Genomic DNA, 13,855 nt, shown 5'->3' on the forward strand with positions numbered 1-13,855 from the left:
TTAATTTCTCCACACATTAAATAGATAACACTTCACTAAGCACCGAATATGCTCGGTGCTTAAGGCTGTATTAAATATTATTAATAATTAGGCTTTAAAATTACCGATGAAGGTTTCAATAGATTTGCCAGTGAATTGCTCTGTAAGCAGATCACGGAATTCGTTTGCAATTTCTTCCTCTACAGCTTCCAGTTGAACAATACGCAGGACAAATAAAGGCGTGTCACCCGTCAGGATACTATTACGCAGACTGAAACGGCGCTCGGATAAGCCTTCATAAGGTACGCACTTAAATTCAAAGGCCACAGGCATGATCTCTTTGCTTTTAGCCTCTACACTTTGCATCAATGACTGCTTACCGCTGAAATCAGCAGCTTCATGATCGGCACTTTGTACAGATTCAATAGTAATACGGCGAACGGCGCTCACAGCTTGTTTGATTGGAAGCACTTTACCTTCTGCATCAAAGGCTGTGAGGAAGTCGCTCCAATCCTCTAGCCACTCTGCAAGGCGCTTCTGGTTTGATTTTTCACCATTGAAAGCAAGCAGAGCGCAGAACGGTGCTGTTTTCTTCAAAGCGATTGCTGCTGTGTTATCGGCATGGCCTGCGTTCGCAAGTGTGCCGAGGTTGAACACGGAGGTTGCACACATATTGTCAGCGTCGATAAAGCAACGGGCGCCCGGCTGACCTTCTGAATATGCAGATGAATAACGAACGAAATCGGCAATACTGGTGGTGCTTAATTTGCCACGAAAACGGCTGCGGCCTAATTCTAAATGTTCCAATGATTTAATTTGGTGATTTTCAGGAATAATTACAGCGGGGCAATTAGTCGTTTTAATCGGGTCCAAATGAAATGCAGATAATGTAAGCTCTTGGATTTTATTAATAGTGCAAGCGTCTAATTGAGACATGTTTAGTCCTCGCTTATTTAAAAAGCGTTAATTTAAAAGGTTGAAATAAAACTTAGGTATTACGGCTTATGTAGTTATTCGTAATTTACCGTCTACCTCTCCGGTAATTGCAAATAACTGGCCCTGATCTTCTTGCAAGATCGTTAGCTTGCCACCTTTCCCAACGTACATAGGTGTTTCGGTGGTGTCTTCTTCTGACTGCTTGCCACGAGGTGTTGGTGTAACGAACTTCAATTTGTGCTTAATACCAACGCGCTTTTCTTCAACTGAGTTGCTCAGGCGGTCAATATCAAACGTGAGGACAACTTGCCCTTTACCGCCATTGTTGAGAACCCCCAACGCGGTATTGTTGAGCGCAGCGGCGATCTTGTTAACGAAGATCCCCGCGTCGAGCTCGCCCAGAAAGTCGGGCACTACGGTCATGCGATCATTGCTCATCGGTTTACCCTCTGAAATGCGGTATGTACCGCGCTTATTTACTCCACACACTGATTTGCTGTGGCGGCTGGACTTGAACCAGCGACGCGAAGCTCGGGCGGCCTCCGCTCTACCAACTGAGCTACACCACAACGTAAAGAGCACTAAATGATGCTTCTAACAGCTATCGGTTGGGGAATGACACCTATTGGCTCTGAATCCTTAATCACAGATAGTGCTCTTTACGTTGTACTGCTTAAAAAGGGCGTTTACAGGCCAAATAACAGCCATCAATCCTCTGGTTGAAATCCTGCAACCGCCAAAGCTGCAATATGTGTTTGGTAAGATGAGTTACACAAACCATGAAATGAATGTACCTAATGTTACTCTTTGGTGTCAACAGAAAATGTACTTAAAGTTACATAAAGGATTTGGAAGGGGAGTTGCGGGTAAAAAAAAACCGACATTGGCTGTCGGCTTTTGAAATAGGATGTTAGTCAGAGATCTTGGGTAACTTGAACCACTTTACCTATAATCCTGCAGTTTCCATTTATTTCGATAGGCTTGAATGATGGGTTAAGTGGCATTAAGTAGCGGTTAGGGCCATCCCAAACAAGTTTCTTCACTGTTGCTTCTGATGTGCCATCAAGTATGGCCACGATAATTTTCCCGTAAAGATCTTCGATGCAACCATAATGCGGCTCCACGATAACTTTTGACCCTTCAGGTATTGTTGGTGCCCCGTTAGGGTTGGTCATTGACTCACCACGAACGATTAGTGCGAAAGCTTCATCTGATACGTTCACCGTTGTATGGCACCAACCGATAACATCAGATAAGCGCGCGGATGCATGTGTTTCAGTCCAAGCCCCTGCTTGTACAGACGATATGACTGGAATCGCTGTAGGTGCCAATAAGTTTGGAATGACAACAGTGTCATCTTTTAGTGAATCTCCAGTTCCATATAAGATCCATTCTGGGGTTGTTTGAAGAGTCGCAGCAAGCTGATGCAGGTTCTCGCCATCAGGCTTTGTAACCCCCGTTTCCCACTTCGTTACGGACACACGACTTACTCTGAGCATTTTAGCCAGATCAGATTGAGTCAATTCTAACTGCAGCCGCCGCGAACGAATCCGCTCATTCATTTCACTTTTCATGTAACCAATGTTACCCGAAATGGATGTGAAAAGTGTTTGCTTCATGATGTACCTTTTGTTACCTTTTGTGATGTGATTACTAATTGGAGCCAGCATGAAAAAGAAACGAGTAACTGAATATTTTGGAGGTGTAGGAAAAACAGCCTTGGTACTCGGTATTAGCCATCCAGCGGTGTGTCGCTGGGGGGAAGTAATACCAGAGAAACAAGCTCTTAAAGTTGAGCGAATTACCAATGGCGAGTTGAAGTATGACCCTGCGCTTTATTCAGGAAATCATAAATCAGTGAGCAATAAATAAAACCACAAAAGAGAGACCAACACTGTGGACAACAAGAATTTTCCAGCCCCGGCAGATATGACAGCAGCAATGCACAAGCTGATCACTTCAACACCGGGTGGGTATGAAGCGATGGCGCAACAGCTTTCGCACGACGGTACCCATAACGCGCTGAGTAACCGCGTTCGTCAGATCGGTGGGCAAATGGTGCCGTTCGGCATGGCTATTCAGTTGGAGGCCTTTTCCGGTCGCACGGATATTACCGAAGCTATGTGTAAGCGTGCTGGTGGTGTGTTCGTGAAACTGCCTGATGTGGATCAGGTCGGGAATGAAGAGCTGCTGCACAAATTTAACGACCTGCTGGCGGCGCTGGGTGATTTTAGCCGAGCACATAACGAGTTCACCCATGATGGCGTTCTTGACCGAGAAGAAAGCAAACGCCTACGTGCCAAAGGTTATCGAGCACAGTCTTTGATAGCCGAGATTTGGGTGATTTCAGAAATGCTGTGGGGAGAGGGTGACGCCAAGAGTATGCAGCTCTTGGCGTCGGGTGCGACTAAATCAGTGTGTGGAGAAATAACCGCGTGAGCATTTTAACAACAAACAAACGAACTCCGCAATTCCACTGCAAACCGGTACCCGGTGGGCGTAAGCCGATTGCGTTTCCGTATGCCGCTAAATTACAAGGTGAGTGGACTGACATCAACCACAGCTTTGTTGAGTGGGCTGTGGGTGAGCAACAAGCAGGTCGAGGTGTGGCATGAATATGAACATGGCTAACCTTTCTATATCTTCTGAAATAACCATGAGCAGCCGTGAAATTGCTGAGTTAGTTAAAAGCAAACACGGTGATGTTAAGCGTTCAGCCGAACGCCTAGTGGGTGCGGGTATTTTAACCGCGCCGTTGGCGCAGTTCGATTTTGAGCATAACGGGAATACGTACCAGGAGTATCGGTTTAACAAGCGAGACTCGTTGATATTGGTTGCCCGTTTGTCACCGTTGTTCACTGCGGCTGTCGTTGACCGTTGGCAAGAGCTGGAAAATAGCACTCCAGCGCTTCCTCAATCATTACCAGAAGCGTTGCGCCTTGCTGCTGATATGGCAGAGCAGAAAGCCGCGCTCGAGTTAAAGGTTCAGCAGGATGCGCCGAAGGTGGCGTTTGTCGATCATTTCGTTGATGCCGCTGGTGCTAAGAGTCTGCGTGAAAGCGCCAAGATTCTGCGCATGGCTGAAAAGTCGATGATAGAGGCGCTATTGCGTGACAAGGTTCTGTTTCGTCAGTCTCGCAACTTATTGCCATCCTCAATCCACCAGCGTAACGGCTTATTCTGCGTGAAAACTGGCACATCTGAGTTTGGTCATGCTTTTACTCAAACCCGCGTAACGCCGCTGGGCCTGCAATGGCTTGCTGATCGTTACGCCTCTGAGTTGATGGTGGACTGATATGAGCCTACTTTTACCATCTCGCCCTCTCATCGTGCTTTCAGACCTAGCAGAACGCATCGGACTAAACGAGGCCATCGTACTTCAACAGGTCCAATACTGGCTGACTGAGACAAACTCAGGTATCGAGCATGAAGGCCGTCGCTGGGTATATAACTCAATCAGAGAGTGGCACAAGCAGTTTAAATTCTGGAATGAGAAAACAGTAAGCCGCACGTTTACTTCTCTAGAAAAACAAGGACTTATCACTGGTGAAAAGCTATCCAAAGATAAGCGTGACCAAACGAAATACTACGCTATTAACTACGATCATGCGGCGCTAGATGATGCCGAAATTATCAACAATTCCATTGGGACAAAATGTCCAACTCCATTAGGACAAAATGTCCAAATGCAAAAGGACAAAGTGACCTCATGCAATGGGACAAAATCGGGGGATTCCATTGGGACAAATTGTCCTAATGTTCTTACAGAGATCACTACAAAGAGTACTCAAGAGATCACATCAGATAAAAACACTTTGGGCAGTTCGGCTGCGCCGACCGACCCAGAGGTAGAAATTACTGATAAAGCGATTCAGGTACTCAAACATCTGAACCAAGTGACCGCATCCCGCTACCAGAATTGCAAATCCTCACTCGAGAACATTCGAGGCCGCCTGCGTGATGGTTTCACCACTGACGAGCTGATTTTGGTTGTTGATTTCAGTGTCGAGCGCTGGGGAAGCAATCTGGATATGGCGCCGAACCTGAACCCGACCACGTTGTTCCGTCCGGGAAAATTCCCGACCTACCTGAGCTCAGCAACCAACTGGTCCAAGGCTAGCCGTCCACCTCGAGCCCAATGGTCAACAGCAAATCAAGCCAAGCCGAAAGGTTACGTTGATATGGACTTTTCGAAGCAGGATTACTCATCGATCCCTACCGGTTTTAGAAACGGTTATTCAAGCGAACAGCCTCGAGAACAAGCAGCGCCGGTGGACAGAAGCGATTTACCAAAGTGGCTCTTAGAGCGTACCGGAGGTGCAGTGTGAAAAAACAAACCATGCCAGTAATTCGCCGCCACCGGCCAGCGCTTGTTCAGCTCCATCAGGAAAAAGCCCAACGCTGTGAAGCGGCAAAGCAGTGGCGCCGCGCTGAATATGAATGGTCCCGAGTCATTGAGAACTGCGGTACCGAAGAAGATATGGAGCACGCCGTAGCGAGCAGAACGGCATGTGCACGGATGTGCCTGCCATTAGGCTCTGCAGATCCACGTATGGACTATGAATCTGTTGTTCGTTTGGAGGTAATGGGATGAGCGCTAAATATCAAGTCATCTATGCTGATCCACCTTGGCAGTATGGCAACAAGTCCAGCCGTGGCGCTGCGTCTAACCATTATTCGACAATGACCCTTGATGAGCTAAAACGCATTCCAGTTTGGGATCTCGCTGCTGATAACGCTGTTTTAGCTATGTGGTACACGGGTACTCATGATGCACAGGCTAGAGAGCTGGCGAGCGCGTGGGGTTTTAATGTACGTCAGATGTTTCTGTTTACATGGGTAAAGCTGAACGAGAGAGCGCAACGCACTGTCGAGGAGTCGCTCACTAATGGTTCAATCGTTGATTTCTGGGACTTCTATGAACTGCTTAATCAAATAACCCGAATGAACCCCGGCAATTATAGCCGTGGAAATCAGGAGAGCTGTCTGATCGCCGTTCGAGGCAAAGGGCTTGAGCGCAGTGATGCAGCCATTAAGCAGGTTATCTATTCCCCATTAGGTGAGCACTCTGCAAAGCCGGGTGAGGCTAGATACCGTCTTGAAAAGCTTTATGGGGATGTGAAGCGTATTGAGCTATTTGCGCGAAATCAGGCTGATGGCTGGGATTCATGGGGTAATGAGTGCTCGCAATCCGTTGAGTTAGTTCCGGGGCGGGTCGAGGTTACCTCATGCGCATGATCCTCACTGCATTCCCGCAAACCGACGCTGGCATAGTTTTGCTTAAGCCGGGGCAGCTGACGCGCAAATTCCATAAAGGCCAGCGACTCATGATCACCGAGGTGCCAAAAGAGTTTGATAAGTTGCCAGCCGGTGAGCTGCCTGCGGCAAATCAGGATTTGGCTAATGATGAAGAGCTGCGGTCGTTCTTCTCTCACTATGATGTGATTAGAGCTGCTGGCGGTGATGGTGCGCTTAACGCGTGGGTTGATGAAATCAAAACCTGCCAGTGGAAGCGCAGTTATCACAACAGAAATTTGAACACGGTATCGCATAAAAACGGCGCCGTTCGTCTGTGCTGGAGCTGCGACAACCTCCACCACGATCAGTTTCACCCCGCGTTGGGCGACATCGCCGAAATTAACCGCGCCGAATGGCTGGTGGATGCCGTGCGCCAATCTCTTGGTTTCCGTGAAGGCCATCAACTAACCCTGCCAGAGCTATGCTGGTGGGCCGTGCTAAAACAAGTTACTGAGTACCTACCGAGCGCCATTGATTACCGCGTCACAAAGACGCCTGAGCCACCAGCGTTTGTGGGTGGCGTTATGAAAGAGGCCGACATAAATCCGTGGCCAACAAATCCGGCGCAGGTCATTGCTGATAGCGTCGAGCTAGTGAAGCCAGTTATCAAACTAATGGGGGATGAAGCGCCACCAGCGAGCTTTATGTTAAAACCTAAGCTGTCACGCTGGGAGTGTGAGAAGTACACGCGGTGGGTAAAAACGCAAAAGTGCTGCGGTTGCAGTAAACCAGCTGACGATCCGCATCATGTGATTAACCACGGGCTCGGTGGCATGGGAACCAAAACGCATGACCTGTTCGTGTTGCCGTTATGCAGACGGTGCCACGACAAGTTGCACAAGGATGTTGGAGCGTGGGAGCAGGAACACGGGGATCAGCGATTCCTATTGATTGAATTTTTAAATTACGCGCTGGGTGTTGGCGCAATTTTCAAAGCGTAACGTGTGGGGAGCGCTGAGTAATGAGAACTTGTAACTTAGAATATGTTCGTGAGCGCTTAAATCTGGCGCTGGCGGATTATGGAAGCAGAACAAAAGGGCAGCTTGATGCGTTTCAGGGGGCTGCGTTAATCAATACAACACGATACAAGCGTAGGCCAGAGGTCGAGGTTGGTGGGCAGTATCGGCAATCTGACCCTGTAGCATGTTCTGAGACTCGCGGCGGCAAGAGGCCAAAGCCACCGATCGAGGAAATAACATTCTGCCTCAGCTCTTGGCGCCGAGCTGTATTTGAGTTGGAAGGCCACCAGCGTGCATGGGTTTATTACTGTTATGCGCATAATCTTGAATACGATTATCAAGTTCAGATCACCACCCATGTTTGGGAGGCGTTCAAAAAGACGTTAGCAGGTAAGCGGGTCACAAAGAAAGTGACGGCACGGCTTGCGCAATTGGTGTGGCTGGCAGTACAGCAGTATGTCTACACTCGCAGAGCTATGGATGGAGAGCAGCGTAAAGCGTGTGAATTAGCGAGTTTGATGGGTGTTGCCTCTGACAATTGGTCAAAACACTATGCTGATCATTGGTCAAACCTTATCATTGAGTGCGAGCGATTAGATGAAGGCGTATTGATTTACTTAGATAGTAAAAGAAATGATTATATTTTGTCCAAATTATATAAAGGTATTTAAAATTAGTTACTTCTTATGCGATGAATGGAGGAAAGATGCTGTATCGCGATTTGTATAAAATTTTTGGTGATGATCCTCTGTATAAGGAAGATGAGGGGATAAAGATTCTTCGTGAACAATATGGTATTAGTGCTCCTGATTGTGTTTTTCAACAGATATATTGCGGGCTAACTAATAACTCCGAGTTTCAAAAATTATATGGGCATATTGAGATTGATAATCTTGAATGGCGTTTAGTTGATCTTCATAATGATGATTTCGTAACTTTAGGTCGTAACGCTACTTGTCCGGATTACATGTTAGAAGTTTCAGAAGATTACCCCCTTTACATAAAAAATGGAGATGAGTTTCCTATTGATGTGAGAGAGGATGTTTCAGCTCATTGGCGTAAATATGGAACATGGAAAGAACCTCCTATGTTCATAGAGCGATCATTGATTTCTCCAAATGAAAGTGGGTTACATCTTATGGAAGGGCATACCAGAGTAGGTACTTTACTGGGTGCGATTAAGTATGGTTTTGTTTCACTTGCAGAAACGCATCGAGTCTACCTAGCTAGTATCAAGTGATTAAAAGATGATACAGGCATCTTACTGGTACCTTGTATCATCTTTTGTAATGGCTTTATTAAGCTATAGGTAATCTTTTTTGTATTTTTAATTTTGTAATGTGATTGCCCCGGGGAGCCTGCCGCTAGTGTATATGTAACTTTCAAGTGAGGATTTTTCAGGTAGGCAATAAGTTATATACTTTTCAATGGCAGTTTGGGTTTTATCTCTTAAATCTTTATCATAATTAGTTAATGTGTTAATCTTTGAATCTCTTAACGTGTTTAATGTGTCAGAATAGTTATTAACCTTCATTTTAATAAATCCAATGCATTGATACATTCTACCGGAAAAATCATTACCTAATAACACTTTGTTTTCTACTATACTTTCTTTTGCAAGGTTGATGCAGTGATCATATAATTGACGGCTATTATCGGTATTTTTAATGCGTTTACTCTGAGGTGTCATATCGCCCTGTTCGTAATAAAATATTTCATTTTTTATCGAAGAAATATATTGTTCTGCCTTATAATCGCAGATAGTTATTGCTGACTCTAAAGATACTGCAATATCTATTTTTTTATCTAACTTATCCTGTAATAAGTTTTGTTGACTTATGTAATTTGAAAAATATGCACTGGAGAAACCTGTTAGTAAAATTAGTATTGCATTTGGTATTAATTTAGTTAACCAATTCATAAAGTCTCTTCATCATTCCATATGGTTAAGACATTCTCGGCATCGACTATCAGGTCATACTGCAACAGGGAGTTTTAGTCAAGTTCGTTTGATTTTTTGGATTATGAAAGACAATGACATAGAGATATTTTTCACGGCATATATATTGCAAAAGTCAACAAAATGAGCCATGATTAAGGCCAATTTGGTATATTGCCAAAGTTACATATAAACCCGCCTAGTGCGGGTTTTTTTGTGTCTTTTTCAAGAATGAGTTGCTGTTGGTATTGGACAGAGTTACTAGTGTTGTAACGCAACGAAAAAGAGAAAAAGACATGCTAAATCAGAATGATATGACAGAAGCCGCAAGCATTATTTATCGCTGCTTGAGCGTTAAAAGCTGGAAGTCAGTTGAACATATGGCAAATCTCATGCGCATTAGCGAGGGTTGTTGTCAGCTAATACTGACGCAGCTTGTTATGGCGGGGTTGGCAATTGAAGATGCTCGCGGGGAAAACTTTAAGCGCTGCCAGTGAGCTGGTGGCTTCTAAGCTGTGAAATGGGCGGCTGGGTTGTGTTGGTAGCACTTCCCAGCCATGCACCCGTTGTAAGAGTCACGGGCGCAACAAGGCCCACCGCTTGTGTGCACAAAGCGGATCTGAGCCTATCAAAAAAGGCCCAAAACATCCATGAAAAATACTGTGAATTTAAACAGTATCAATCTTGTAAACGCTGATTCACTCGAATTTATTAAAACCCTTCCAGATGATTGCATCGACCTGATAGCCACCGATCCGCCATATTTCAAAGTTAAGCCCAACGGTTGGGACAATCAGTGGCGCGGCGATAGTGACTATTTGCAATGGCTTGATCAATGTCTTGCCGAGTTCTACCGAGTATTAAAGCCTGCTGGCAGCTTGTACCTGTTTTGTGGTCACAGGCTTGCGCTTGATATTGAAATGCTCATGCGTCAGCGCTTTAACGTGCTGAACCATATTATCTGGGCTAAACCGTCAGGACGTTGGAACGGCTGCAATAAAGAAAGCCTACGGGCATATTTTCCGGCAACTGAGCGCGTGTTATTTGCTGAACATTACCAAGGCCCATGTAAGCCCAAGCACGACGGCTACGCGGTTAAATGTACCGAGCTTAAACAGAACGTCCTCAAGCCTTTGATCGATTATTTCCGTGATGCACGAAACGCGTTGGGGGTATCGAGTAAAGAGATACACGCGGCAACCGGCAAGCAAATGGCCTCACACTGGTTTAGTGAAAGTCAGTGGCAGCTACCGAACGAGCAGGACTATTTAAAACTGCAGGCGTTGTTTGAACGTATAGCGAAAGAAAAGCATCAGCGTAATGAACTAAGCGATCCACACCACCAGCTTGTTGCGGAATATAGAACGCTGTCGCGGCGTTACCTTGAGTTGTCGCAAGAGTTTAAGGCATTACGCCGTCCGTTCTCTGTTTCTGCGTTGGTGCCGTTTACGGACGTTTGGACGTATAAGCCAGTCCAGTTCTATCCGGGCAAACATCCATGTGAAAAGCCTGCTGAAATGATGCGTGACATTATCGCGGCAAGCAGCAAGCCCGGTGACGTTGTGGCTGATTTCTTTATGGGTTCGGGTTCAACCATTAAGCAGGCTATAAAACAGGGGCGCTATACCGTAGGGGTTGAGTTGGAGAAAGAGCGTTTTGATCAGACTGAAAAGGATGTTTCAGAATTGGCCTATAAATTGGCATGATTTATCTCAAAATAACGCTTAGTTATTGTATGGTCTATCTGCCGTGGTTATCATTCCGCTGCTGTAGCGAGCTAGCGTAGGGATGTGCGTCGTTATTATTGGTGCAAGCCAATTTATCAGCTCGTTACAGCACTGGCCCTTTAGCTCAGTTGGTTAGAGCAGTCGACTCATAATCGATTGGTCGCTGGTTCAGGTCCAGCAAGGGCCACCAAAGCGGTCATCGTATAATGGCTATTACCTCAGCCTTCCAAGCTGATGATGCGGGTTCGATTCCCGCTGTCCGCTCCAGCTTTAGCTATCATCACACGGTTAAAAATGAAGTCGAGATTATGGATTGCTACTGTGCGCTGGTGGCACATTAGAAGATTAAAACGGTATTGGATTGAGCATTTAGCGTTAAGACGCAAAGCTTTTAAAGATGGTCGGTTAGGTTTTTTAGCCGTCTTTCATCATGAACGCTGCTACAGAGATATTCAGCGGGAAGTGTTCAAGGAAAAGCTAAAAAATGTACGGCATTTGTCTGAAAATAATTTTACTGTATTGTAAGGTTAAGTTAAGACATGTACTTTGTGCACGCTATAGCAGAATCAGAGGCTGGTCGTTTGTGCTGCGTAAATGCTGCGGATGATAGTCAACTGTTATAGCAAATAACCGCCACTAGCTCAGTAGGATAGAGCCGATGACCATATAAGTTGTAGGTGCGAGGTTCGAGGCCTCGGTGGCGGTCCAATTTATTGATAAAAAAACAGATGAAACAACCTGTAGATTTGGATCTATTAATCGCCATCGCAGCATGTCTGTTAATGATGGTCTTTTATTTTTTTATGGTTTTGTTCTACGAATAAGTCAGCACGTCATTCAGCGAAGAAGGGAAAGCCCGGAGCGTTTGGTGTGCTGCACAACCGCATGAGTCATTTCCTCATTAAGTCATACCAAACCTGTGCCACGGGTGATGGGGAGATGGCTCAGCCGATTGTGGTGTAAACGTGACTGCGTGGGTAAGGCTGGCAGAGCAATTGTGCCACCCGGTATCAGGTTGACCAGCGCTTAAGAGATACCACCGGGATAAGTACCGGGCACCACATCTCTTTTATAGCTTGTTACTGTTGGAGAGCTAACACGCTAGACGTTCGGAGATAAGCGCCGAAGCACAAGCTATAAATCATATATAGAGGCTACCTTCGAGTGGCCTTTTTTAACTTTGCTGGATTGCATCTCCGTATTTAATCATTTTGTAAGACACTTATACTTATGCCTGAATGCATTTCCTCCGGGTTATGAGTTTCAATAACCACGTTCCATATACCTTCATAAGGTACCCCTATCAAAGCAGGAAAGTCCATAAATGATCCTCCGTGATAATTGGTCCAATTTTCCAGTCGGAACTGGTTATAGTATTTTGCGTTGATTAAAAGGACTTTTGCTGGTGCAGGACACATAACTTTAACGTAGCTGTCTGTCGTGAGATATAGTTGGGTCTGTTTCATTTGATGAACTCCATGTTCAAAAAAACTACTGCCTAATGTAAAAACAGTGGTGCATCAAGTGATTGCAAACAATTGCACAAGGGTAACTAAACAACAAAGTGACCAATTATGTATAAGTGGCTAAAGCCAATCATGCAACTTTGTATATAGTTATATTGATAAATAATTGACCTGCGTCATTATTAAATATGTTTTTTTTGTAAATTAATCGTTTCAAATATTCGTTACATGTAAGTCTCATTTCCACTTCATTGAGCCCAATTAAAAACCATCCACACACTAAGCACTTTCTAGCTGAGAGTGGTTACGGCTGGGCGCTATTCACTACATAACCCCGCCTCGCTGGTGGAGGTGAAGGATGAAAAGAATGTACACACGTGCTGCCGATAACACCTTGCTCGCCGGTGGGCTTTCGTCATGGCTATTCAGCCTGATTAATTACTTCTCACCTAATGAGTGGATGATTGTCGGCATCATTGTTGGCATTTTTTGCACTCTGGCTGGCCTTATTTCGGGGATTTATTTCCGCTGCCGTCGTGAGCGCTTATTACGTGAATGGATTCAAAGCCGTCAGGTGATAGTTGTTGCGCCGGTGAATGAAGAGCTGGAAATGCTGGAGCGTGATTGATGGGGACTAAAACAAAACTTAGCGCTGCAGTACTGGCATTAGTTCTCGGTGGAGCCACAGCAGATAAAATCCTCGACCAGTTTCTCGATGAGAAAGAGGGCGTTCGAACTATTGCGTATCAGGATGGACGTGGCATTTGGACGATATGCCGTGGTTTGACGCATATTGAAGGGAGACCAGTCACTCGAGGGCTGAAACTTTCATACAGCCAGTGCAAGCGCTACGACGCGGTAGAGCGTGATAAAGCCATCGCATGGGTTAAGCGAAATGTGACTGTGCCACTTTCCGAGCCAGCCATCGCGGGTATCGCTTCTTTTTGCCCTTACAACATTGGCCCAGCCAAATGCTTTCCCTCAACGTTCTATAAGAAGTTGAATGCTGGTGATCGCATTGGTGCTTGCGCTGAGATAAAGCGCTGGATATTCGACGGCGGTAGAGATTGTCGGATTAAAGAAAATAATTGCGCGGGGCAGCCGGTGCGGAGAGGGCAAGAGTCGGAGCTTACCTGTTGGGATATAGGCCAATGAATATAAATTTCAGTTGGCGAATGATGGCAATAGGATTGTTGCTGGTGGCGTTGGTCGTCTCTGGGAGAATAGCTGACCATTACCGCGTTAAATACCATCAGATTGATAAAGACCGCATTGCTGCTGAACAGTTAGCCCGTGAACGCCAATCCACCATTAATGATATGGCTCACCGTCAGCAGCTTAATGCGGCTTTGGACGCGAAGTATATGCAGGAGTTAGTAAATGCTAAGTCACAAATTGAAACTCTTCGTGTTGACCTTAACACTGGTGCTAAGCGGCTGCGCATCGCGGCCAGTTGTCCAAAACTGCCAGAAACCACCGCCGCCACCGGCAAGCCTGATGCAACCGGCCCCCGACTTAATGACTCCGCTGAACGGGATTATCTCAGTCTCG

At 45.7% G+C, this 13,855-nt stretch carries 19 protein-coding genes, 4 tRNA genes and 2 pseudogenes; 19 read left to right on the forward strand and 6 right to left on the reverse strand.

The features are described from left to right. Nucleotides 1–87: 87 nt before the first annotated feature. The 4 genes from BN1044_RS18715 to BN1044_RS18730 form a co-directional block, all read right to left on the reverse strand. Nucleotides 88–915, reverse strand: coding sequence for a YfdQ family protein (locus BN1044_RS18715; protein WP_072309947.1), 828 nt, complete (start codon nucleotides 913–915; stop codon nucleotides 88–90). Nucleotides 916–981: 66 nt separating this feature from the next. Then, a complete protein-coding gene (locus BN1044_RS18720) occupies nucleotides 982–1,353 on the reverse strand; it encodes a hypothetical protein (protein WP_072309948.1) in 372 nt (123 codons plus the stop codon). Nucleotides 1,354–1,411: 58 nt separating this feature from the next. Beyond that, nucleotides 1,412–1,484: transfer RNA gene (locus BN1044_RS18725), tRNA-Gly, on the reverse strand. 345 nt (nucleotides 1,485–1,829) lie between these two features. Next, nucleotides 1,830–2,489: a LexA family protein gene (locus tag BN1044_RS18730; protein ID WP_175421627.1), complete on the reverse strand. Its 660-nt coding sequence runs from the start codon at nucleotides 2,487–2,489 to the stop codon at nucleotides 1,830–1,832. Nucleotides 2,490–2,583: 94 nt separating this feature from the next. Between BN1044_RS18730 and BN1044_RS18735 the strand changes: the two genes are divergently transcribed. From BN1044_RS18735 to BN1044_RS18780, 10 genes are read left to right on the forward strand one after another with little or no spacing between them, the layout of a single operon-like run. After that, nucleotides 2,584–2,787, forward strand: coding sequence for a Cro/CI family transcriptional regulator (locus BN1044_RS18735; protein ID WP_072309949.1), 204 nt, complete (start codon nucleotides 2,584–2,586; stop codon nucleotides 2,785–2,787). Between the two features lie 24 nt (nucleotides 2,788–2,811). Further along, entirely contained in the window at nucleotides 2,812–3,354 is a 543-nt protein-coding gene (locus BN1044_RS18740; protein ID WP_046360424.1) for a YmfL family putative regulatory protein, read from the forward strand. Then, nucleotides 3,351–3,530 (forward strand): hypothetical protein, encoded by a 180-nt coding sequence (locus BN1044_RS18745; protein WP_081329622.1) that lies wholly within the window; start codon nucleotides 3,351–3,353, stop codon nucleotides 3,528–3,530. Before BN1044_RS18740 ends, BN1044_RS18745 begins: the two co-directional genes overlap by 4 nt. After that, nucleotides 3,527–4,210, forward strand: coding sequence for a phage antirepressor KilAC domain-containing protein (locus BN1044_RS18750; RefSeq protein WP_438830567.1), 684 nt, complete (start codon nucleotides 3,527–3,529; stop codon nucleotides 4,208–4,210). Before BN1044_RS18745 ends, BN1044_RS18750 begins: the two co-directional genes overlap by 4 nt. 1 nt (nucleotide 4,211) lies before the next feature. Beyond that, the gene (locus BN1044_RS24005) at nucleotides 4,212–5,243 is read left to right on the forward strand and encodes a conserved phage C-terminal domain-containing protein (RefSeq protein WP_081329623.1); all 1,032 of its coding nucleotides are present in this window, start codon (nucleotides 4,212–4,214) and stop codon (nucleotides 5,241–5,243) included. Beyond that, nucleotides 5,240–5,509, forward strand: coding sequence for a PerC family transcriptional regulator (locus BN1044_RS18760; RefSeq protein WP_072309951.1), 270 nt, complete (start codon nucleotides 5,240–5,242; stop codon nucleotides 5,507–5,509). The genes BN1044_RS24005 and BN1044_RS18760 overlap by 4 nt, the downstream gene beginning before the upstream one ends. Further along, complete coding sequence (locus BN1044_RS18765; protein WP_072309952.1) at nucleotides 5,506–6,153, forward strand: MT-A70 family methyltransferase; 648 nt, start codon at nucleotides 5,506–5,508, stop codon at nucleotides 6,151–6,153. The genes BN1044_RS18760 and BN1044_RS18765 overlap by 4 nt, the downstream gene beginning before the upstream one ends. Continuing rightward, a complete protein-coding gene (locus tag BN1044_RS18770) occupies nucleotides 6,144–7,154 on the forward strand; it encodes a DUF968 domain-containing protein (RefSeq protein WP_072309953.1) in 1,011 nt (336 codons plus the stop codon). The genes BN1044_RS18765 and BN1044_RS18770 overlap by 10 nt, the downstream gene beginning before the upstream one ends. 20 nt (nucleotides 7,155–7,174) lie before the next feature. Further along, nucleotides 7,175–7,843 carry a bacteriophage antitermination protein Q gene (locus BN1044_RS18775; RefSeq protein ID WP_072309954.1) on the forward strand — a complete coding sequence of 223 codons (669 nt, stop codon included), beginning with the start codon at nucleotides 7,175–7,177 and terminating at the stop codon, nucleotides 7,841–7,843. A 35-nt stretch (nucleotides 7,844–7,878) separates the two neighbouring features. Beyond that, complete coding sequence (locus tag BN1044_RS18780; protein WP_072309955.1) at nucleotides 7,879–8,412, forward strand: hypothetical protein; 534 nt, start codon at nucleotides 7,879–7,881, stop codon at nucleotides 8,410–8,412. 87 nt (nucleotides 8,413–8,499) lie between these two features. Here the strand turns inward: BN1044_RS18780 and BN1044_RS18785 are convergent, their stop codons facing one another. After that, nucleotides 8,500–9,093 carry a hypothetical protein gene (locus BN1044_RS18785; protein ID WP_072309956.1) on the reverse strand — a complete coding sequence of 198 codons (594 nt, stop codon included), beginning with the start codon at nucleotides 9,091–9,093 and terminating at the stop codon, nucleotides 8,500–8,502. Nucleotides 9,094–9,407: 314 nt separating this feature from the next. Between BN1044_RS18785 and BN1044_RS18790 the strand changes: the two genes are divergently transcribed. From BN1044_RS18790 to BN1044_RS18810, 5 genes are all read left to right on the forward strand, one after another. After that, nucleotides 9,408–9,608, forward strand: a complete 201-nt coding sequence (locus tag BN1044_RS18790) for a hypothetical protein (protein WP_072309957.1) — start codon at nucleotides 9,408–9,410, stop codon at nucleotides 9,606–9,608. A gap of 153 nt (nucleotides 9,609–9,761) precedes the next feature. Continuing rightward, nucleotides 9,762–10,817 carry a DNA-methyltransferase gene (locus BN1044_RS18795; protein ID WP_072309958.1) on the forward strand — a complete coding sequence of 352 codons (1,056 nt, stop codon included), beginning with the start codon at nucleotides 9,762–9,764 and terminating at the stop codon, nucleotides 10,815–10,817. A 134-nt stretch (nucleotides 10,818–10,951) separates the two neighbouring features. Beyond that, nucleotides 10,952–11,028: transfer RNA gene (locus tag BN1044_RS18800), tRNA-Ile, on the forward strand. Nucleotides 11,029–11,030: 2 nt separating this feature from the next. Then, nucleotides 11,031–11,105, forward strand: a tRNA-Gly gene (locus BN1044_RS18805). A 363-nt stretch (nucleotides 11,106–11,468) separates the two neighbouring features. Beyond that, nucleotides 11,469–11,546, forward strand: a tRNA-Ile gene (locus BN1044_RS18810). Nucleotides 11,547–12,040: 494 nt separating this feature from the next. Here BN1044_RS18810 and BN1044_RS18815 read toward each other — a convergent pair. Then, a complete protein-coding gene (locus BN1044_RS18815) occupies nucleotides 12,041–12,304 on the reverse strand; it encodes a DUF1883 domain-containing protein (RefSeq protein ID WP_072309959.1) in 264 nt (87 codons plus the stop codon). 367 nt (nucleotides 12,305–12,671) lie between these two features. Between BN1044_RS18815 and BN1044_RS18820 the strand changes: the two genes are divergently transcribed. The 4 genes and pseudogenes from BN1044_RS18820 to BN1044_RS24015 all read left to right on the forward strand — a co-directional run. Further along, nucleotides 12,672–12,932 carry a phage holin gene (locus BN1044_RS18820; RefSeq protein ID WP_247650380.1) on the forward strand — a complete coding sequence of 87 codons (261 nt, stop codon included), beginning with the start codon at nucleotides 12,672–12,674 and terminating at the stop codon, nucleotides 12,930–12,932. After that, the gene (locus BN1044_RS18825; RefSeq protein WP_072309961.1) at nucleotides 12,932–13,459 is read left to right on the forward strand and encodes a lysozyme; all 528 of its coding nucleotides are present in this window, start codon (nucleotides 12,932–12,934) and stop codon (nucleotides 13,457–13,459) included. The genes BN1044_RS18820 and BN1044_RS18825 overlap by 1 nt, the downstream gene beginning before the upstream one ends. 164 nt (nucleotides 13,460–13,623) lie before the next feature. Beyond that, a pseudogene (locus BN1044_RS24010) lies at nucleotides 13,624–13,794 on the forward strand (lysis system i-spanin subunit Rz); the annotation flags it as partial. A gap of 1 nt (nucleotide 13,795) precedes the next feature. Next, nucleotides 13,796–13,855, forward strand: a pseudogene (locus tag BN1044_RS24015) (Rz1 family lipoprotein); the annotation flags it as partial.

The organism is Hafnia alvei, from assembly GCF_900095695.1.
Taxonomy (GTDB): Bacteria; Pseudomonadota; Gammaproteobacteria; order Enterobacterales; family Enterobacteriaceae; genus Hafnia; species Hafnia alvei_B.